At 62.8% G+C, this 17,241-nt stretch carries 18 protein-coding genes; 8 read left to right on the forward strand and 10 right to left on the reverse strand.

Features of this window, described 5'->3' with window-relative positions:
- Positions 1 to 152: 152 nt before the first annotated feature.
- The 6 genes from AC0L3O_RS15435 to coaD all read right to left on the reverse strand — a co-directional run bounded on the left by AC0L3O_RS15435 (position 153) and on the right by coaD (position 4,638).
- The gene (locus AC0L3O_RS15435) at positions 153 to 389 is read right to left on the reverse strand and encodes an Lrp/AsnC ligand binding domain-containing protein (RefSeq protein WP_027151945.1); all 237 of its coding nucleotides are present in this window, start codon (positions 387 to 389) and stop codon (positions 153 to 155) included.
- Between the two features lie 180 nt (positions 390 to 569).
- Positions 570 to 1,700: a tRNA guanosine(34) transglycosylase Tgt gene (gene tgt, locus AC0L3O_RS15440; protein ID WP_473615956.1), complete on the reverse strand. Its 1,131-nt coding sequence runs from the start codon at positions 1,698 to 1,700 to the stop codon at positions 570 to 572.
- Positions 1,697 to 2,809 (reverse strand): tRNA preQ1(34) S-adenosylmethionine ribosyltransferase-isomerase QueA, encoded by a 1,113-nt coding sequence (gene queA / locus AC0L3O_RS15445; protein ID WP_473615957.1) that lies wholly within the window; start codon positions 2,807 to 2,809, stop codon positions 1,697 to 1,699. The genes tgt and queA overlap by 4 nt, the downstream gene beginning before the upstream one ends.
- Before the next feature lie 122 nt (positions 2,810 to 2,931).
- The gene (locus AC0L3O_RS15450; RefSeq protein ID WP_091593716.1) at positions 2,932 to 3,444 is read right to left on the reverse strand and encodes a peptidylprolyl isomerase; all 513 of its coding nucleotides are present in this window, start codon (positions 3,442 to 3,444) and stop codon (positions 2,932 to 2,934) included.
- A 29-nt stretch (positions 3,445 to 3,473) separates the two neighbouring features.
- Positions 3,474 to 4,064 (reverse strand): peptidylprolyl isomerase, encoded by a 591-nt coding sequence (locus AC0L3O_RS15455; protein WP_473615959.1) that lies wholly within the window; start codon positions 4,062 to 4,064, stop codon positions 3,474 to 3,476.
- Positions 4,065 to 4,137: 73 nt separating this feature from the next.
- The gene (gene coaD / locus AC0L3O_RS15460) at positions 4,138 to 4,638 is read right to left on the reverse strand and encodes a pantetheine-phosphate adenylyltransferase (protein ID WP_473615960.1); all 501 of its coding nucleotides are present in this window, start codon (positions 4,636 to 4,638) and stop codon (positions 4,138 to 4,140) included.
- Between the two features lie 325 nt (positions 4,639 to 4,963).
- Here coaD and AC0L3O_RS15465 point away from each other — a divergent pair, with 325 nt between their 5' ends.
- Positions 4,964 to 5,116 (forward strand): hypothetical protein, encoded by a 153-nt coding sequence (locus tag AC0L3O_RS15465; protein WP_084646649.1) that lies wholly within the window; start codon positions 4,964 to 4,966, stop codon positions 5,114 to 5,116.
- Positions 5,117 to 5,173: 57 nt separating this feature from the next.
- Here AC0L3O_RS15465 and gyrA read toward each other — a convergent pair whose 3' ends face one another.
- Both gyrA and AC0L3O_RS15475 read right to left on the reverse strand, forming a co-directional pair.
- Positions 5,174 to 7,984: a DNA gyrase subunit A gene (gene gyrA, locus AC0L3O_RS15470; RefSeq protein WP_473615961.1), complete on the reverse strand. Its 2,811-nt coding sequence runs from the start codon at positions 7,982 to 7,984 to the stop codon at positions 5,174 to 5,176.
- Between the two features lie 192 nt (positions 7,985 to 8,176).
- Positions 8,177 to 9,031, reverse strand: a complete 855-nt coding sequence (locus AC0L3O_RS15475) for a helix-turn-helix transcriptional regulator (RefSeq protein WP_473616036.1) — start codon at positions 9,029 to 9,031, stop codon at positions 8,177 to 8,179.
- Between the two features lie 85 nt (positions 9,032 to 9,116).
- Here AC0L3O_RS15475 and AC0L3O_RS15480 point away from each other — a divergent pair, with 85 nt between their 5' ends.
- Together AC0L3O_RS15480 and AC0L3O_RS15485 are read left to right on the forward strand one after the other, a co-directional pair.
- On the forward strand, positions 9,117 to 9,653 hold the full coding sequence (locus AC0L3O_RS15480) for a hypothetical protein (RefSeq protein ID WP_473615963.1): 537 nt from the start codon (positions 9,117 to 9,119) through the stop codon (positions 9,651 to 9,653).
- A gap of 78 nt (positions 9,654 to 9,731) precedes the next feature.
- Entirely contained in the window at positions 9,732 to 10,361 is a 630-nt protein-coding gene (locus AC0L3O_RS15485; protein WP_473615964.1) for a MarC family protein, read from the forward strand.
- 87 nt (positions 10,362 to 10,448) lie between these two features.
- Here the strand turns inward: AC0L3O_RS15485 and AC0L3O_RS15490 are convergent, their stop codons facing one another.
- Both AC0L3O_RS15490 and AC0L3O_RS15495 read right to left on the reverse strand, forming a co-directional pair.
- Positions 10,449 to 10,874, reverse strand: a complete 426-nt coding sequence (locus AC0L3O_RS15490) for an OsmC family protein (RefSeq protein WP_473615965.1) — start codon at positions 10,872 to 10,874, stop codon at positions 10,449 to 10,451.
- Positions 10,875 to 11,006: 132 nt separating this feature from the next.
- Positions 11,007 to 11,519, reverse strand: a complete 513-nt coding sequence (locus AC0L3O_RS15495; protein WP_287238107.1) for a single-stranded DNA-binding protein — start codon at positions 11,517 to 11,519, stop codon at positions 11,007 to 11,009.
- Positions 11,520 to 11,755: 236 nt separating this feature from the next.
- Here AC0L3O_RS15495 and AC0L3O_RS15500 point away from each other — a divergent pair, with 236 nt between their 5' ends.
- The 5 genes from AC0L3O_RS15500 to uvrA all read left to right on the forward strand — a co-directional run bounded on the left by AC0L3O_RS15500 (position 11,756) and on the right by uvrA (position 17,237).
- Positions 11,756 to 12,070, forward strand: coding sequence for an ArsR/SmtB family transcription factor (locus AC0L3O_RS15500; RefSeq protein WP_287214918.1), 315 nt, complete (start codon positions 11,756 to 11,758; stop codon positions 12,068 to 12,070).
- The gene (locus tag AC0L3O_RS15505; RefSeq protein ID WP_287238104.1) at positions 12,067 to 12,549 is read left to right on the forward strand and encodes an SRPBCC family protein; all 483 of its coding nucleotides are present in this window, start codon (positions 12,067 to 12,069) and stop codon (positions 12,547 to 12,549) included. Before AC0L3O_RS15500 ends, AC0L3O_RS15505 begins: the two co-directional genes overlap by 4 nt.
- Positions 12,550 to 12,570: 21 nt before the next feature.
- Positions 12,571 to 13,176 (forward strand): ATP-dependent Clp protease proteolytic subunit, encoded by a 606-nt coding sequence (locus AC0L3O_RS15510; protein WP_473615967.1) that lies wholly within the window; start codon positions 12,571 to 12,573, stop codon positions 13,174 to 13,176.
- 46 nt (positions 13,177 to 13,222) lie between these two features.
- Positions 13,223 to 13,672 (forward strand): hypothetical protein, encoded by a 450-nt coding sequence (locus tag AC0L3O_RS15515; protein WP_473615968.1) that lies wholly within the window; start codon positions 13,223 to 13,225, stop codon positions 13,670 to 13,672.
- A gap of 643 nt (positions 13,673 to 14,315) precedes the next feature.
- A complete protein-coding gene (gene uvrA, locus AC0L3O_RS15520; protein WP_473615969.1) occupies positions 14,316 to 17,237 on the forward strand; it encodes an excinuclease ABC subunit UvrA in 2,922 nt (973 codons plus the stop codon).
- The last annotated feature ends 4 nt before the right edge of the window (positions 17,238 to 17,241 follow it).

The raw sequence follows: 17,241 nt of genomic DNA on the forward strand, positions 1-17,241 counted from the left end.
CCATTTCACTGGCGTCACCGGAGAAAATCAAGCGCAATCGGTGATTTGGAGGATGTTGGCGATCAGTATGTCGCGACCTGCCTAAAATTAGGGCAGCGCCGATATGGCTGGGTCAGGCTTTGCCTTGTGCCCGGGCAGGTGGCAGGCACCGCTCAGAACGCGCGGAAGGTGACGACCGTAAACGTGTCCTTGATGCCGGGAAGAATCTGCACCTTCTCGTTGACGAAGTGGCCGATGTCTTCATCGTCGTCGACATAGAATTTGGCGAGCAGATCGTAGTCGCCGGCTGTCGAGTAGATTTCCGAGGCGATCTCGGCATCGGCCAATGCGCCGGCAACGTCATAGGACTTGCCCAGATCGCACTTTATCTGCACGAAAAATGCCTTCATTGCCCGATCCTGCTCAGCTTGCCCGCTTAGGCCGCCCTTGTGGCAGACTGCCGCCCGGCTTTCAAGCATCAGGACAGCGCTCAGGCAGAAACCGACCTGGGGGAAGCCTTAGTGCAGCCAAACGGCGGATGTACGCGGGCGCTGAAACCGTGCATCTCTGCTGAGCACCTGAGGGCTCGATCACATCGCCGGGATATCGCCCCTAGCCCAGCCCTCGGAAATCTCTGCCGCCCGCGCCTCAAACGCGCCGGCTTCGATGGCGGCACGAATATCCTGCATCAGCTTCTGGTAGTAGGAAAGATTGTTCCAGGTCAGAAGCATCGCTCCCAACGCCTCTTGCGAGCGGACCAGATGATGCAGGTAGGCGCGTGAATAATCTCTGGCGGCCGGGCAGTCGCTCTCCTCGTCCAGCGGCCGCCGATCGTCGGCATGGCGGGCGTTGCGCAGATTGACCTTGCCGCGCCTTGTATAGGCGAGGCCATGACGGCCGGCGCGTGTCGGCATCACGCAATCGAACATGTCGATGCCGCGCGCCACCGATTTCAAAATGTCGTCGGGCGTGCCGACACCCATCAGATAGCGCGGCCTGTCCGCCGGCAGCTCCGGGCAGGTGATGTCGAGCATTTCGAGCATCACCGCTTGCGGCTCGCCGACCGCCAGCCCGCCAATCGCGTAGCCCTTGAGGTCCATCGCTTTCAGCGCCTGCGTCGAGCGCAGCCGCAGGGCCGGTATGTCGCCGCCCTGGACGATGCCGAACATCGCCTTGCCCGGCTGGTCGCCGAACGCCGTCCTGCAACGCTCGGCCCAGCGCAGCGACAGCTCCATCGCCCGCTCGATCTCCTTCTCCATGGCCGGCAGCGCGGTGCATTCGTCGAGCTGCATCTGGATGTCGGCGCCGAGCAGTCCCTGGATTTCGATCGAGCGCTCGGGCGACATCTCATAGGCGGCGCCGTCGATATGGGAGCGGAAGGTGACGCCCTTTTCGGTCAGTTTCCTCAGCTTCGACAGCGACATCACCTGGAAGCCGCCGCTGTCGGTCAGGATCGGGTGCGGCCAGCGGGCGAATTCATGCAGACCGCCAAGCCGCGCCACACGCTCGGCGCCCGGCCGCAGCATCAGATGATAGGTGTTGCCAAGGATAATGTCGGAGCCGACGCCGCGCACCTGATCCATATACATGGTCTTGACCGTGCCGCCGGTGCCGACCGGCATGAAGGCCGGCGTGCGGATTTCTCCGCGCGGCATGGTGATGGAGCCGCGCCGCGCTTTGCCGTCGGTCGCCAGCACCTTGAAGGTGAACGCTTTAGTCATTGAATTCCTTGTTCTATACCGGGCGCGCGTCCATCGTTCTCCTGCTTGAGCAGCAGACTTGCATCTCCGTAGGAGTAGAACCTGTAGCGGTTCTCGATGGCATGCGCATAGGCCGCACGCATCGTTTCCAGACCGCAAAACGCCGAAACCAGCATGAACAGCGTCGAGCGCGGCAGATGGAAATTGGTCATCAGCATGTCGGCGGCCTTGAAGCGATAGCCGGGCGTGATGAAGATATCGGTCGGACCCGACCATCCGGCCAGCGTGCCGTCCTTCCGCGCGGCGCTCTCCAGCAGGCGTAACGATGTCGTGCCGACGGCGATGATGCGCCCGCCACGCGCCTTTGCCGCGTTCAGCGCCCTGGCGGTTTCCGGACTGACCGAACCGATCTCGGCATGCATCTTGTGATCGGCGGTGTCGTCGACTTTCACCGGCAGGAACGTGCCGGCGCCGACATGCAGGGTGACGAAGCGCCGTTCGACGCCCTTGGCATCGAGGGCGGCGAAAAGCTCGGGCGTGAAATGCAGGCCGGCAGTGGGGGCCGCCACAGCCCCCTCCTCCCTGGCATATATGGTCTGGTAGTCGCTGCGGTCGCGTTCGTCGTCGTCGCGCTTCGAAGCGATATAAGGCGGCAGCGGAATGTGGCCGACGGCGTGCAGCGCCTCGTCGAGAAACGCACCTGAGAGGTCAAAACCAAGCAAAGCCTCGCCGGCCTCGCCTTTTTCGATCACCGTGGCATCGAGCTGGCCGAGAAAGCAGGAATTGGCGTCATGGCCGAAATGGATGCGGTCACCGGCGGCGATGCGCTTGCCCGGCCGCATGAAAGCCAGCCAGCGGTCCGGCGCCACCCGCATGTGCAGCGTGGCTTCGATTTGCGCCGCCGCTTCGCCGCGCCGCCTGATGCCCTTCAACTGTGCCGGAATGACCTTGGTGTCATTGAAGACCAGCACGTCACCGGTCTCGAGCAGCGACGGCAGCTCGCGCACCGTCCGATCTTCGAGACCTTCACCCGGCCTGACGACCAGCATTTTGGCGCTGTCGCGCGGTTCTGCCGGTCGAAGCGCGATGCGCTCCTCCGGCAGATCGAAGTCGAAAAGATCGACGCGCAAGAAAATCCCGCCTCAAAATTCCGGGCAGGCCACCGCCCAGGCGCCAGCGATCGACCCCGTCGCCAGCGCCGGAGCGGCCGCCGCGGCAAGTATCCGAGTGACAGCCGCGACAGCCGAGGAGGTCATTTCACGTCGGCCGCGACCTTCAGCGACACGATCTTGTCGGGATCCGGTACCGGCTCGCCGCGCTTGATCTTGTCGACATTGTCCATGCCTTCGATGACCTGGCCCCAGACAGTGTATTGGCGGTTGAGGAAGGCGGCATCGTCGAAGCAGATGAAGAATTGCGAATTGGCCGAGTTCGGGTTCTGCGAGCGCGCCATCGAGCAGGTGCCGCGGCCGTGATTGGCGTTGGAGAACTCCGCCTTCAGGTCGGGCTTGTCGGAGCCGCCGGTGCCGGCGCGCGCCGGTGCGAAAGAGGGCTTGCTGGAATTGCCGAATTTCACGTCGCCGGTCTGCGCCATGAAACCGTCGATGACGCGGTGGAACACCACGCCGTCATAAGCGCCTTCGCGCGCCAGTTCCTTGATGCGGCCGACATGGCCAGGCGCCAGATCGGGAAACAGTTCGATGACGACCTTGCCCTTGGTCGTTTCCATGATGAGCGCGTTCTCGCGGTCCTTGATCTCGGCCATGTCAGAATATCCTTTTGAAATAAATGGGTTTACTTGCCGTCGGCGGCGATGCGCACCTTGATCATGCGATCGGGATCGGTGACGACCCCGTTCTGCGCCGCGTCGCCTTTCTTGATCTTGTCCACCAACTCCATGCCGTTCTCGACATTGCCGACGATGGTGTACTGGCCATCGAGCGGCGGCGCCGGCGCGAACATGATGAAGAACTGCGAATTGGCGGAATCCGGATCCTGCGAGCGGGCCATCCCGACCACGCCGCGCTGATAGCGCTCGGTCTTCGAGAATTCGGCCGGCAGGTCGGGAAGATCGGAACCGCCGGTGCCGACAGCGTCGGCGCTGAAGCCGTTCTTCATGTTGCCGAACTTCACGTCGCCGGTCTGCGCCATGAAGCCGTCGATGACACGGTGGAAAGCGACGTTGTCATAAGCGCCCTGGCGCACCAGCTTCTTGATCTGCTCGACATGCTTCGGCGCGAGATCGGGCCTGAGCGCGATGGTCACGTCGCCGTCCTTAAGCGCGATGATCATCGTGTTTTCCGGATCGGCGGCGAACGCCGAAACGGATGCTGTCACAAGACCGAAAACAACGACAAAGCAGGTGGCGAGCCTTTTGAGCTGCATGGATCTTTCTCCGAAAACCTTTGTTTCACGCATGTCGTTGCCCCAACCGTGTATCCACTTTAGGCGACATGCATTATTTCGCGAATTTGGCGGTGAGTGCGCCAGCCACGGCCGCCGGCACGAAGGGGCGAATGTCGCCGCCCATCGAGGCTATCTGACGGACAAGTGTGGCGGTAATGGTTCGCACCGAAGGGCTGGCGGGCAGAAAAACCGTCTGCAGTTCCGGCGCCATGGTCTCGTTCATACCGGCCATCTGCATCTCGTAGTCGAGATCGGTGCCGTCGCGCAGGCCACGGATCATGATCGAGGCGCTTTGCTTCCTGGCAGCGTCGATGACCAGCCCGTCGAAAGCGACGACCTTGATGCGCGCGCCGTCGCGGCCGAATTCGGCCTTCGTCGCAGCTTCGATGAGGCCGACCCGCTCCTCGAACGAGAACAGCGGTTTCTTGCCGGGATGAATGCCGATCGCTGCATAGACGGTGTCCGCCACAGCCAGCGACGCCTTCAGCACGTCGAGATGGCCGTTGGTCGGCGGGTCGAAGGAGCCGGCATAAAGGGCGATGCGTTCGGTCATGGCAGGTGCTTCTAGCGAGCCTCTCTCGCAAAGGCAAATCCGATCGGCGAGCCGCCAATGCAAGTCGCCGCAAACGCCTGCCTTTGGGGCCTGACCCGAGGGTGCGCAGCGGTTTGGAACAACGGCATCCACCCAAACGGGGCTTCAAAGCGCATCGCCTGAGCCACGGTAATCGCGATGCGCTTTGAGTGAACCTTTTGGCCGAGATGAACGACCAATGAATGGGCCGATCACGAAGGCTTCACGCAGCGTTCATTAGATTGCAGCTTCAGAAGATGAAACCAAACCCCCATTTGATCGTTGCTAGGTGCAGGAGAACACGCACATGCTGATCTACATGCTCGCCACCGCAATGACCATCGCCATGCTGATCGCCACCGTATTCGGGCTGCATCAGGAAGCAGAGCGCGTCCGCGCCAAGTCCAATGCCAAGCGATTCGGAGGCTTCGGTATCCGCAAGCCTTCACGCCACTTCTAGACCGGCCACTATCGGTTGACGGCGCCGGTCCATCGGGCCGGCATTGCTCATCAAGACCTACTCGGCGTTATTGTCCGGGCCAGCGCCTTCAGTGCCGGTATCCAGAGTTGCGTCGCCCTCGACACTCTCTTCTGCTTCCTCGTCCGACTGCGGTTCCGTTATCCGCTCCACCGAAACGACCTTCTCGCCGTCGGCCGTGTTGAAGATGGTTACGCCCTTGGTGGCGCGGCTGGCGAAGCGAATGCCGTTGACCGGCACGCGGATGACGGTGCCGCCATCCGAGACAAGCATGATCTGGTCGTCATTGCCGACCGGGAAAGTCGCCACCAGGCGGCCGATCTCAGCCACTTTCGACACATCGGTGGCGCGGATGCCCTTGCCGCCGCGCCCTATCTGGCGGAAATCATAGGAAGACGAGCGCTTGCCGTAGCCATATTCCGTCACCGTCAGCACGAACTGCTCGTGTGCCTTGAGGAATTCGTAGCGCTCGTCGGAAAGCTCCGTCTCCTCGCCGACCTCCTCATTGGTGAGCTGGAAGTCTTCGTCCTCGCCCGCCGCAATGCCGGCGGCGAGCCGCCGTTCGGCCGCCACCCGCTTGAGATAAGCGGCGCGCTCGGCCGGCGACGCATCGACATGTTCGATCACCGCCATCGAGATCACCCGGTCGCTGGCAGCCATGGCGATGCCGCGCACGCCGACCGAGTTGCGGCTCTGGAAAACGCGCACGTCGCTGACCGAGAAACGTATGCACTGGCCGGAGCTTGCAGTCAGCAGCACGTCGTCATTGTCGGTGCAGGTCTCGACGCCGAGTATCTCGTCGCCCTCCTCTTCCAGCTTCATAGCGATCTTGCCGTTGCGGTTGACCTGGACGAAATCCGACAGCTTGTTGCGGCGCACCGTGCCGCGCGTCGTGGCGAACATCACGTCGAGCCCGCCCCAGCTGGTCTCGTCCTCGGGCAGCGGCATGATGGTGGTGATGCGTTCACCCTGCTCCAGCGGCAGCATGTTGATCAGCGCCTTGCCGCGCGACTGCGGGTTGCCGATCGGCAGGCGCCACACCTTTTCCTTGTAGACGATGCCGCGCGAGGAGAAGAACAGCACCGGCGTGTGCGTATTGGCGACAAACAGCCGGGTGACGAAATCCTCTTCCTTGGTCGACATGCCGGAGCGGCCCTTGCCGCCGCGGCGCTGCGCCCGATAGAGCGACAACGGCACACGCTTGATATAGCCGGAATGGCTGACCGTCACGACCATGTCCTCGCGCTGGATCAGGTCCTCGTCTTCCATATCCGCCCCGCCCTCGGACAGCTCGGTGCGGCGCGGCGTGCCGAACTCGTCGCGCACGGCGGCAAGCTCGTCCTTGACGATCTGCTGAATGCGGGCGCGCGACGACAGGATGTCCAGATAGTCCTTGATCTCGTCGCCGATCGTGTTCAACTCGTCGGCGATCTCGTCGCGGCCGAGCGCGGTCAGCCGCTGCAGGCGCAGTTCGAGGATGGCGCGCGCCTGTTCCTCGGACAGATTGTAGGTGCCGTCCTCGTTGATGCGGTGGCGCGGATCGTCGATCAGCAGGATCAGCGATTCGACGTCGCCCGAGGGCCAGCGCCGCTCCATCAACTGCTCGCGCGCCGTCTGCGGATCCGGCGCGCTGCGGATCAGCTTTATCACTTCGTCGATATTGGCGACGGCAATGGCAAGGCCGACCAGCACATGGGCGCGGTCGCGCGCCTTGCGCAGCAGGAATTTCGTGCGCCGGCTGATCACGTCCTCGCGGAAGGCGACGAACGCCTTCAGCATGTCGGTCAGCGTCAGCAATTCCGGCTTGCCGCCGTTCAGCGCCACCATATTGGCGCCGAACGACGTCTGCAGCGGCGTGAAACGGTAGAGTTGGTTGAGGATGACGTCGGCGACCGCGTCGCGCTTCAGTTCGATGACGACACGGTAGCCCTGGCGGTCGCTCTCGTCGCGGATGTCGGAAATGCCTTCGATGCGCTTGTCGCGCACCAGCTCGGCCATCTTCTCGATCATCGACGATTTGTTCACCTGGTAGGGAACCTCGGTGATGACAATCGATTCACGGTCGTTGCCGCGCGCCTCGACATTGACGCGGCCGCGCATGACGATGGAGCCGCGGCCGGTCGAATAGGCGCTGTAGATGCCGGAACGGCCGAGCACGATGCCGCCGGTCGGGAAATCCGGCCCTGGAATGATCTCCATCAGCGCCGGCAGATCGATTGCCGGATTGTCGATGAGGGCAATGGCGCCGTTGCAGACCTCGCCCAGATTGTGCGGCGGGATGTTGGTGGCCATGCCGACGGCGATACCGCCGGAGCCGTTGACCAACAGGTTCGGAAAGCGCGCCGGCAGGACTTTCGGTTCGCTGCCGGACGCATCATAAGTATCCTGGAAATCGACGGTGTCCTTGTCGATGTCTTCCAGCAACTCATGCGCGACCTTGGTCAGCCGCGATTCGGTGTAACGCATCGCCGCCGGCGGATCGCCGTCGATCGAGCCGAAATTGCCCTGCCCGTCGATCAGCGGCACGCGCAGCGACCAGTCCTGCGCCATCCGCACCAAAGCGTCGTAGATCGATGCGTCGCCATGCGGATGGTATTTACCCATCACGTCGGCGACCGGGCGGGCCGACTTCACATATTTGCGGTTCCAGTGGTAGCCACTCTCATGGGCGGCATAGAGGATGCGGCGATGCACCGGCTTCAGCCCGTCGCGCACGTCGGGCAGCGCACGGCTGACGATCACGCTCATCGCGTAATCGAGATAGGAGCGCTGCATCTCCTCGATGATGGATATCGGCTCGATGCCGGTGGGCCCGCCGTCGGCGCCGCGCGGTGTCTTCTGGTCGGTCAAATCAGGTCACAATCAAATCGGGAATCACTCGGTGCTTATATAGGAAGCCGGGCCGAAACTCCAACGTCCGCGGCAGTTTTCCAGTGTCGGTTTTTGTGGTGATTTCAAAAGGATATCACTGATTGCGACGATATGGCCGAGGCGCTTTCGTGGCCGCCGGGGCAAAGCTCATTGGCAGGCCAATTTTTTGCTTCACAAAGCCGGAACCACGGATGCGTTCGGCAATTTATCGCCTCGCCGCCGGAGCCGGTAGGCGCCGGGCGCCTCCCCCATCACGCGGCGGAAACGGTGGTTGAAGGTCGACAAATCGTTGAACCCGGCTTCGAAGGCGATCGTCGAGATCGCCTCGTCCGACATGCGCAGCCGCACCGCCGCCCTGTGCAGCCGGGTTTTCAGCACGAATTGGTAGGGCGTCATGCCCGCGACATGCCGGAAGCTGCGCAGGAAATGGTAAGGACTGGTCGCCGTTTCGCTTGCAAGCTCGGCGAGCGAGACCGGGCTTTCGGCATCCTTTTCGATGCGCCGCACCGCCTCCGCGACGCGTTTCTGATCGCGGCGGCTCGGTGAACGGGCAGCGGGCGTGAGACCGGAGGCGACGGCTGCGCCGGCAATCCGCAGTCCGAGTTCCTCGAACGCCTCGATGTCGGCCATCTCGCGCGCGGCTTCCGCCTCGGCCAGCAGCCGTGCCAGCCCCGGCAAGGGCGGCAGAAGCGGCGTCTTGAAGGCCAGCTTCTTCGCGCCCGGCACATCGGCGACGATCTGTTCCATATAGGCCGGGCTGAAATGATAGGAGATGCAGCGGTCGCCGGCGCCATGCTCGTGCCCACACTCGTAGCAAGTGCGGGGGTTGCCGAGCAGAATTGCGCCCGGCGTCAGCATCGCCGTGCCCTGGCGTGCGCGGTAGCGGAAGGTGCCGTTGGTCACCACTGCGACACAGAAGCTGCGATGCTCTTCCTCGAACGGGCGATCAGCGACGCCGGCAGTGCAGACCACGTCCGACACCCGCCAGCCTTTTCCGGACGCCAGTGTATGCACGCTCGTCGTCATGGCCAAAAGATAGCAATTTTTCCCAAGCGCAAGAAGACTGCCAGGGCCTATTCTTCCCGGTCTCCTGACAATGTGGGCAGAAACCATGTTCAATTCATCCTCCTTTGCCGAAGCCCTGCACAGTGACGGGCCATCCGCAGGCCTTGCCGAAAAACTGAACCTTTACGGCCGCTTCGTCGGCGCCTGGACGTTCGATGCCACGCGCCATCTCGAAGACGGCCAGGTTCTGACCGGACGCGGCGAGGTGCATTTCGGCTGGGTGCTCGAGGGCCGCGCGATCCAGGACGTATGGATCTTGCCCGCGCGGGACAGTGGCGCACAGAACTCGCTCGGCAAATGGACCTTTTATGGCACGACACTGCGCGTCTATGACCCCGGTGCCGACGCCTGGCATATTTTCTGGAGCGATCCGCGCACCCAGTATTACAGCCGCCAGCTCGGCCGCGCCGAGGGCGACACCATCGTCCAGCAAGGCGCCGACGGCACCGGCGCCTCGGTGCGCTGGAGCTTTTCTCGGATCACCGAAAATTCGTTCCGCTGGCTGGGCGAACGCTCGCAGGACGATGGCGCGACCTGGCGGCTCGAAGTCGAGTTCCTGGCGCGGCGCGTCGCCAGCGCCTGACCTGCACGGTTCCCCCTGACGCCGCTTTGCTCTACCAATGCTGGGGTCTCGGGCACCGCCCGGCGGGGAGGGTCAGAGATGCCGAGCTTCGACAGCCTGTTCAACGCCTTCGTCACCATTCTGGTGACCATCGACCCGCCTGGCCTGGCGCCGCTCTTCCTCGCCGTGACGCGCGGCATGAACCGCGAGGAGCGTAACCAGGTTTCCGTGCGTGCCTCGATCATCGCTTTCCTGGTGATGGCGGTGTTTGCAATCGCCGGCGCATCGATCCTGTCGGTGTTCGGCATCACGCTGCCGGCGTTCCGCGTCGCCGGCGGGTTCCTGCTGTTCTTCATCGCCTTCGAAATGGCGTTCGAGCGCCGTCAGGACCGCAAGGAGAAGATCGGCGACGTCGCCATCACCAAGGACATGATCCACAACATCGCCGCCTTTCCGCTGGCGATCCCGCTGATCGCCGGTCCGGGGGCGATTTCAGCGACAGTCCTGCTGTCCGGCTCGTTACCAGGTTTGGGCGCGCAGGCAGCCCTTGTCGGCATCATCGCGATCTGCCTTGTCCTCACCTACCTGGTGTTCGTGCTGGCCGAGCGCATCGACCGTATCCTCGGCCAGACCGGCCGCTCGATCCTAACCCGGCTACTCGGCGTCATCCTGGCGGCGCTTGCCGTGCAGTTTGTCGCCGACGGCGTCAAGGCGTTGATGGCAGCATGAAAATGAAAGCGGCCTCGCGCTTGATTGCCGAGGCCGTCATTTACGTTGTCCATCTCGCGCAACGAACCGCCACTGGCGGGCGCTATCCTACTTCGCCGTCGTATCAATAACTTCGAAGTCGTGGGTGATCTCGGCGGTCTTGGCCATCATTGCCGAGGCCGAGCAGTATTTTTCGATCGAAAGATCGATTGCCCGCCTGACCTTGTCATGCGAAAGCGCGCGGCCCTCGACGATGAAATGCATATGGATGCGGGTGAACACCCGCGGCTCCTTCTCCGCCCGGTCGGCATCGAGTTCGACCACGCAGTCCTCGACCGCCTCGCGGCCCTTTTCAAGGATGTGGACGACATCATAGGCCGAGCAGCCGCCAGTGCCGAGCAGCACCAGTTCCATAGGGCTCGGCCCCGGCGTCTTGCCATCCGGTCCGAACGCGGTTCCCAGCACCACCTTGTGACCGCTGCCGGACTCGCCGACGAAAGTGCGCTCCTCGACCCATTTGACCCGTGCTTTCACCTGATACGTCCTTTCACCGCACACCGCTCAAACGCACAACGTCCCGAAAATCCAAGATAGATTTTCGGGACGCCAATGCGTGGCCTCAAATAGCTGGCCGTCAGCTCGCGCAGAGCCGCTCGCTCCAAGCGATCAGAACGGAATTTCGTCGTCGAGTTCGCGCGACGAACCGCCGCCACCCTTGTTGCCGCCGCCGCGATTGAGACTCTCGCCCGGGCCGGACTGGCCGAAATCGGAACCGCGGCTGCTGCCGCCACCGGCATAGCTGCCGACCTGACCGCCCTCGCCCTGCCCGCGTGCGTCGAGCATCTGCAGTTCGCCACGGAATTTTTGCAGCACGATTTCGGTCGTGTAGCGATCATTGCCGGTCTGGTCCTGCCATTTGCGCGTCTGCAACTGGCCCTCGACATAAACCTTCGCACCCTTCTTCAGATATTGCTCGGCGACCTTGGCGAGCTGATCGTTGAAGATCACGACATTGTGCCACTCGGTCTTTTCCTTGCGCTCGCCGGAAGTCTTGTCGCGCCAGCTTTCCGACGTGGCGACGCGGATGTTGACGACCGGCTCACCCGAATTCAAACGGCGGATTTCCGGGTCCGCCCCGAGATTGCCCACCAGAATGACCTTGTTGACGCTACCCGCCATGATACTTCTCCGCGCTCATCCGAAACAAATTTTCTCGCTCCCACCTTATAGACTGCGGACATTCCCCGCCTGCCGTGGCTGGCTTTTCCCACAAGGTTTTTGTTCTCTTTTCGTTCTATAACCATCAATCCGTATTGTCAAGGAATGTCAGCAATCGACGGGTTCCGCCGTGCCGTTCCATATGGGCGCGAAAAGACTGCTTGCCAAATCAATAAGCGTAGACTTATGCTTCCGCCATGATCGAAGCCGAGATTTTTCGAGCGCTTGCCGACCCGACGCGCCGCGCCGTCTACGAACGGCTCGCCGCCGGCGAGATGACGGTGTCGGAACTGCGCAGCGGCATGAGCGTGTCGCAACCGGCCGTGTCGCAGCATCTTGCAGTGCTGCGCGGCGCCGGCCTGGTGGCCGAGCGGCGAGCCGGCCGCAACGCCTATTATCGCGCCGATCCGCAAGGGCTTGACCCTCTGCTCGGCTGGATCGAGCGTTACCGTGCGTTCTGGCCCGAGCGTATCGAACGGCTCAAGGCGGTTTTGAAGGATATGGACCAATGACGGCAAAACAGCATTCCGACATGGCGGCAGATTCAATCGAGTTCGAGTGCGAGCTTCCAGATCCGCCGGAAAAAGTGTGGCGGGCGCTGACTGTGCCGGACCTGCTCGCGGCCTGGATGATGCCGAACGACATCAAGCCGGAGATCGGCGGCCGCTTTGCCTTTGCCAAGGCGGATGCACCGATCGAGTGCGAAATCCTCGACGCCGAGCCCGAACGCCTGCTGCGTTATTCCTGGCGGGAGCGGCCGGCGCCTGGCGATACAGCGGATCCGCTCACCAGCCCGCTGGACAGTATCGTCACCTTCACGCTCGACCGCACTGTGTCGGGCGGCACCCATCTGCGCATCGTCCACAACGGATTTGCGCGAGTAGCCACGCCTGCGATTGCCGGCGCCGGTTGCCGGGTTTCGCTCAACGCACACAGCCCAAGACAGACCATAGCCGCAAACACGCCTCGCCTCGTCCTGCGCGCGGCCTGAGCAGCACAACGGAGAAAAGCGATGAGCGGTTTTGCCAATCTGGTGCCGATGGTGATCGAGCAGTCGAGCCGCGGCGAACGCGCCTTCGACATTTTTTCGCGGCTGCTGCGCGAGCGCATCGTCTTCATCAACGGTCCGATCGACGACAATGTGTCGGCGCTGGTCTGTGCCCAGCTCCTGTCGCTGGAATCCGACAATCCCGATAAGGAGATTTCCCTCTACATCAATTCGCCGGGCGGCGTGGTGACCAGCGGTTTCGCCATCTACGACACGATGCAGTATATAAGCAGTCCGGTATCGACCGTCTGCATGGGCTTTGCCGCCTCGATGGCCTCCTTCCTGCTGATGGCCGGCACCCCGGGGCGACGCATCGCGCTGCCCAACGCCAGCATCCTGCTGCACCAGCCGTCAGGCGGTTTCCAGGGCCAGGCCTCCGACATCCAGCGCCACGCCGAAGGCATCCTCAGGACCAAGCGGCGCATGACCGAGCTTTACGCGCACCACTGTGGTCGCACGTTCGAAGAAGTCGAACGCACGCTCGACCGCGATCATTTCATGACCGCCGCGGGGGCAAAGACATGGGGCCTTGTCGACCATGTTTTTGACACGCGTAAGAGAGCGGCGTGAAAGGGTAGCCGGCTCATAAGCAACGTCGGTCAGCCGTTCGGCTAGTTTGATCGCCACCGGTCTGGCTTCGGCCAGAGTGCGGCGATACAGTCCGCCGATGTCTGAGATCTCACGCATTTGCTCGCACCGGCTGATTGTCGGTATCGCCGTCGCGGCGATGACCTCCGGCGCGGCGTTCGCCGAAGACAGTTCACCGCCTTCGCAGAACGGCACGCTGCCCGGTGTGACCAACGACTATCGCATCGCCAAGCCGGCTGCCGAACCCGACGAGGCCGTGCCCAGCAACGGCCAGTTCAAGATCGGCGATACCGATGTCAGGATTTCCGGCAGCATAATTTTCGATGTCGGCGCGGGCTCGATGAAGGCCCCCGGTGATAGGACACCTCCATCGGCCTCCATCGCTGCCACAATCTCAAGGCACTCGTGCGCCTGCGGCTCTGAAACGAACAGCCCCGCCGCTGCTTCCGCAAACGGTCGGGGCTTTTTTTGGATCTGAAATCCAAACTCGCCGGGAGTACACTGCCGGCTTTTGATTTCGGATGCTTCGCGGCATTCAGCCGACGATCCGACTAGTAGTCTCTGATTTTAATGGGATCGGCAGGTCACGGTTTGTCGGGCGGCGCAAAACGCCTAGCCCTGGCACTTATGCCTGCCGCGGCTCCAGCGACACGTGGAGCCTCAAGGGACTGTCCGGTGGAGTCATTCCTCTGCTCTCCTTTTCTGTCCATTGCGACTGGTGTCGTCCGAAGCGCATATCGCAAAGCCTGCGGCGTCTCGCAGGCCGCCTTGGGGCGGCGAGGCCATCGAAAGACGGTCGGCTTCGGTGACGTTCGGAGTCTGCCCCCCTGAGCCCGAGACGTCAACAGTTGGATAGCCGATTTACCAAAAACGTGATCGCTTGTGTGGCGAATCCGAAAGTTGCATCCGTTTTGAGCAGCGCGACGTCGGCTGTGGATTACATGAACGCATTTGTCAGGAGCGTGTTCGGCCTTTGTTCTTTCCGCTTGCTCGCCCGCGCGAAAGACGGTTAAAGGCTTGGTCGAGAGTTCTCTCGAAACGGTGGCGAAATTACCTACATAGGGGATGGCCGGGACAACCCGCCATCCCACGAGATTCCAGATCTGAGGCGGCGACCGGCGATGGCCGACCATAAATATCTTTCCATTCGCGGGGCGCGCGAACACAATCTGAAGAATGTCGATCTCGACCTGCCGCGTGACAGCCTGATCGTCATGACCGGGCTGTCGGGGTCAGGCAAGTCGTCGCTCGCCTTCGACACCATCTATGCCGAGGGCCAGCGCCGCTACGTCGAGAGCCTGTCGGCCTATGCGCGGCAGTTCCTCGAAATGATGCAGAAGCCTGATGTCGACCAGATCGACGGCTTGTCGCCGGCCATCTCCATCGAGCAGAAGACCACGTCGAAGAACCCGCGCTCGACGGTTGGCACCGTCACCGAGATCTACGACTACATGCGGCTGCTGTTCGCGCGCGTCGGCATCCCCTATTCGCCGGCCACCGGCCTGCCGATCGAGAGCCAGACGGTGTCGCAGATGGTCGACCGCGTGCTGGCGGTCGAGGAAGGCACGCGTCTGTTCATCCTGGCGCCGATGGTGCGAGGCCGCAAAGGCGAATACCGCAAGGAACTGCTGGAGCTGCAGAAAAAGGGTTTTCAGCGCGTCAAGGTCGACGGTGTCTTTTACGAAATCGCCGACGTGCCGGCGCTGGACAAGAAGTACAAGCATGACCTCGACGTCGTCGTCGACCGCATCGTCGTGCGCGGCGATCTGGCGACGCGGCTTGCCGATTCCATCGAGACCGCGCTGAAGCTCGCCGACGGGCTGGCGGTGGCCGAATTCGCCGACCGGCCGCTCGACGCCAGCCAGACCGGCGAGGATTCGGTCAACAAATCGAAGAATGAGACGCATGAGCGCATCCTGTTCTCCGAAAAATTCGCCTGCCCGGTGTCAGGCTTCACCATTCCCGAGATCGAGCCCAGGCTGTTTTCCTTCAACAACCCGTTCGGCGCCTGCCCGACCTGCGACGGCCTCGGCAGCCAGCGCGCCATCGACGCCAGCCTGATCGTGCCCGACGACAATCTGTCGCTGCGCGCCGGCGCCGTCAGCCCATGGGCGAAATCGACCTCACCCTATTACGTGCAGACGCTCGAGGCGCTGGGCAAGGCTTATGGCTTCAAGCTCGGGGACAAGTTCCGGGACCTGACCGAAGAGGCAAAGCGAGCCATCCTGCACGGCACCGGCGAGCGCGAGGTCACTTTCCAGTATGATGACGGGCTGCGCTCCTACCAGACGACAAAGACCTTCGAAGGCGTGATCCCCAATCTCGAACGGCGGTGGAAGGAAACCGAATCTGCCTGGATGCGCGAGGAGATCGAGCGCTTCATGTCGGCCACGCCTTGCCCGGCCTGCCGCGGCTACCGGCTGAAGCCGGAAGCGCTGGCGGTGAAGATTGCCGGCAAGCACATCGGCGAGGTCACCGAGCTGTCGATCCGCAAGGCCGACCAATGGTTCACCGAGCTGCCCGCCGCACTCAGCGACAAGCAGCACGAGATCGCGGTGCGCGTGCTCAAGGAAATCCGCGAGCGGCTGCGCTTCCTCAACGATGTCGGGCTCGACTACCTGACGCTGTCGCGCAATTCCGGCACGCTGTCGGGCGGCGAGAGCCAGCGCATTCGGCTGGCCTCGCAGATCGGCTCCGGCCTCACCGGCGTGCTCTATGTGCTGGACGAGCCGTCGATCGGCCTGCACCAGCGCGACAATGCGCGCCTGCTCGACACGCTGAAGCATTTGCGCGACATCGGCAACACGGTGATCGTCGTCGAGCATGACGAAGACGCCATCCTGCATGCCGACTATGTCGTCGATATCGGCCCGGCCGCCGGCATCCACGGCGGCCACATCATCGCGCAGGGAACGCCGCAGCAGATCATGGCCAGCCCCGCCTCGATCACCGGCAAATATTTGTCCGGCGAGCTCGAAGTGGCAACGCCGGCGGTGCGGCGCGAGGCCAAGAAGAACCGGCGCCTGAAGATCGTCGGCGCGCGCGGCAACAATCTGAAGAACGTTACCGCCGAAATCCCGCTCGGCACCTTCACCGCCGTCACCGGCGTCTCCGGCGGCGGCAAGTCGACCTTCCTGATCGAGACCTTGTTCAAGGCGGCGTCGCGCCGCATCATGGGCTCGCGCGAGCACCCGGCCGAGCACGACCGCATCGAGGGCCTCGAATTCCTCGACAAGGTCATTGATATCGACCAGTCGCCGATCGGACGGACGCCGCGCTCCAATCCCGCCACCTATACCGGCGCCTTCACGCCGATCCGCGACTGGTTCGCCGGCCTGCCGGAGTCCAAGGCGCGCGGCTATCAGCCAGGCCGCTTCTCGTTCAACGTCAAGGGCGGTCGCTGCGAAGCCTGCCAGGGCGACGGCGTCATCAAGATCGAGATGCACTTTTTGCCCGACGTCTATGTCACCTGCGACGTATGTCACGGCAAGCGCTACAACAGAGAGACGCTCGACGTTCTGTTCAAGGGCAAGTCGATTGCCGACGTGCTCGACATGACGGTCGAGGAAGGCGTCGATTTCTTCGCCGCCGTGCCCGGCGTGCGCGACAAGCTGGAGACGCTGAAGCAGGTCGGCCTCGGCTACATCCATGTCGGCCAGCAGGCGACGACTTTGTCGGGCGGCGAGGCGCAGCGCATCAAGCTGGCCAAGGAACTGTCGCGCAAGGCGACCGGCAAGACGCTCTACATCCTCGACGAGCCGACCACCGGCCTGCATTTCCACGATGTCGCCAAGCTCTTGGAAGTGCTGCACGAGCTGGTCGATCAGGGCAACACGGTGGTCGTCATCGAGCACAATCTCGAGGTGATAAAAACCGCGGACTGGGTGCTCGACCTCGGTCCCGAGGGCGGCGACGGCGGCGGCGAGTTGGTGGCCTCAGGCACGCCGGAGGATATCGTCCGCGAAAAACGCAGCTACACCGGCCAGTTCCTCAGGGAACTTTTGGAGCGGCGCCCCGGAGGCAAGCGCGAAGCGGCGGAGTGAGCGA

This window comes from Mesorhizobium sp. WSM4810 (assembly GCF_055811235.1).

Excerpts from the sequence above, each read along its gene's own strand:
- AC0L3O_RS15435 (WP_027151945.1), bottom strand. The coding sequence starts at position 389 with ATGAAGGCATTTTTCGTGCAGATAAAGTGCGATCTGGGCAAGTCCTAT.
- tgt (WP_473615956.1), bottom strand. The coding sequence starts at position 1,700 with ATGACTAAAGCGTTCACCTTCAAGGTGCTGGCGACCGACGGCAAAGCG.
- AC0L3O_RS15450 (WP_091593716.1), bottom strand. The coding sequence starts at position 3,444 with ATGGCCGAGATCAAGGACCGCGAGAACGCGCTCATCATGGAAACGACC.
- AC0L3O_RS15455 (WP_473615959.1), bottom strand. The coding sequence starts at position 4,064 with ATGCAGCTCAAAAGGCTCGCCACCTGCTTTGTCGTTGTTTTCGGTCTT.
- coaD (WP_473615960.1), bottom strand. The coding sequence starts at position 4,638 with ATGACCGAACGCATCGCCCTTTATGCCGGCTCCTTCGACCCGCCGACC.
- AC0L3O_RS15465 (WP_084646649.1), top strand. The coding sequence starts at position 4,964 with ATGCTGATCTACATGCTCGCCACCGCAATGACCATCGCCATGCTGATC.
- AC0L3O_RS15475 (WP_473616036.1), bottom strand. The coding sequence starts at position 9,031 with ATGACGACGAGCGTGCATACACTGGCGTCCGGAAAAGGCTGGCGGGTG.
- AC0L3O_RS15480 (WP_473615963.1), top strand. The coding sequence starts at position 9,117 with ATGTTCAATTCATCCTCCTTTGCCGAAGCCCTGCACAGTGACGGGCCA.
- AC0L3O_RS15485 (WP_473615964.1), top strand. The coding sequence starts at position 9,732 with ATGCCGAGCTTCGACAGCCTGTTCAACGCCTTCGTCACCATTCTGGTG.
- AC0L3O_RS15495 (WP_287238107.1), bottom strand. The coding sequence starts at position 11,519 with ATGGCGGGTAGCGTCAACAAGGTCATTCTGGTGGGCAATCTCGGGGCG.
- AC0L3O_RS15500 (WP_287214918.1), top strand. The coding sequence starts at position 11,756 with ATGATCGAAGCCGAGATTTTTCGAGCGCTTGCCGACCCGACGCGCCGC.
- AC0L3O_RS15505 (WP_287238104.1), top strand. The coding sequence starts at position 12,067 with ATGACGGCAAAACAGCATTCCGACATGGCGGCAGATTCAATCGAGTTC.
- AC0L3O_RS15510 (WP_473615967.1), top strand. The coding sequence starts at position 12,571 with ATGAGCGGTTTTGCCAATCTGGTGCCGATGGTGATCGAGCAGTCGAGC.
- uvrA (WP_473615969.1), top strand. The coding sequence starts at position 14,316 with ATGGCCGACCATAAATATCTTTCCATTCGCGGGGCGCGCGAACACAAT.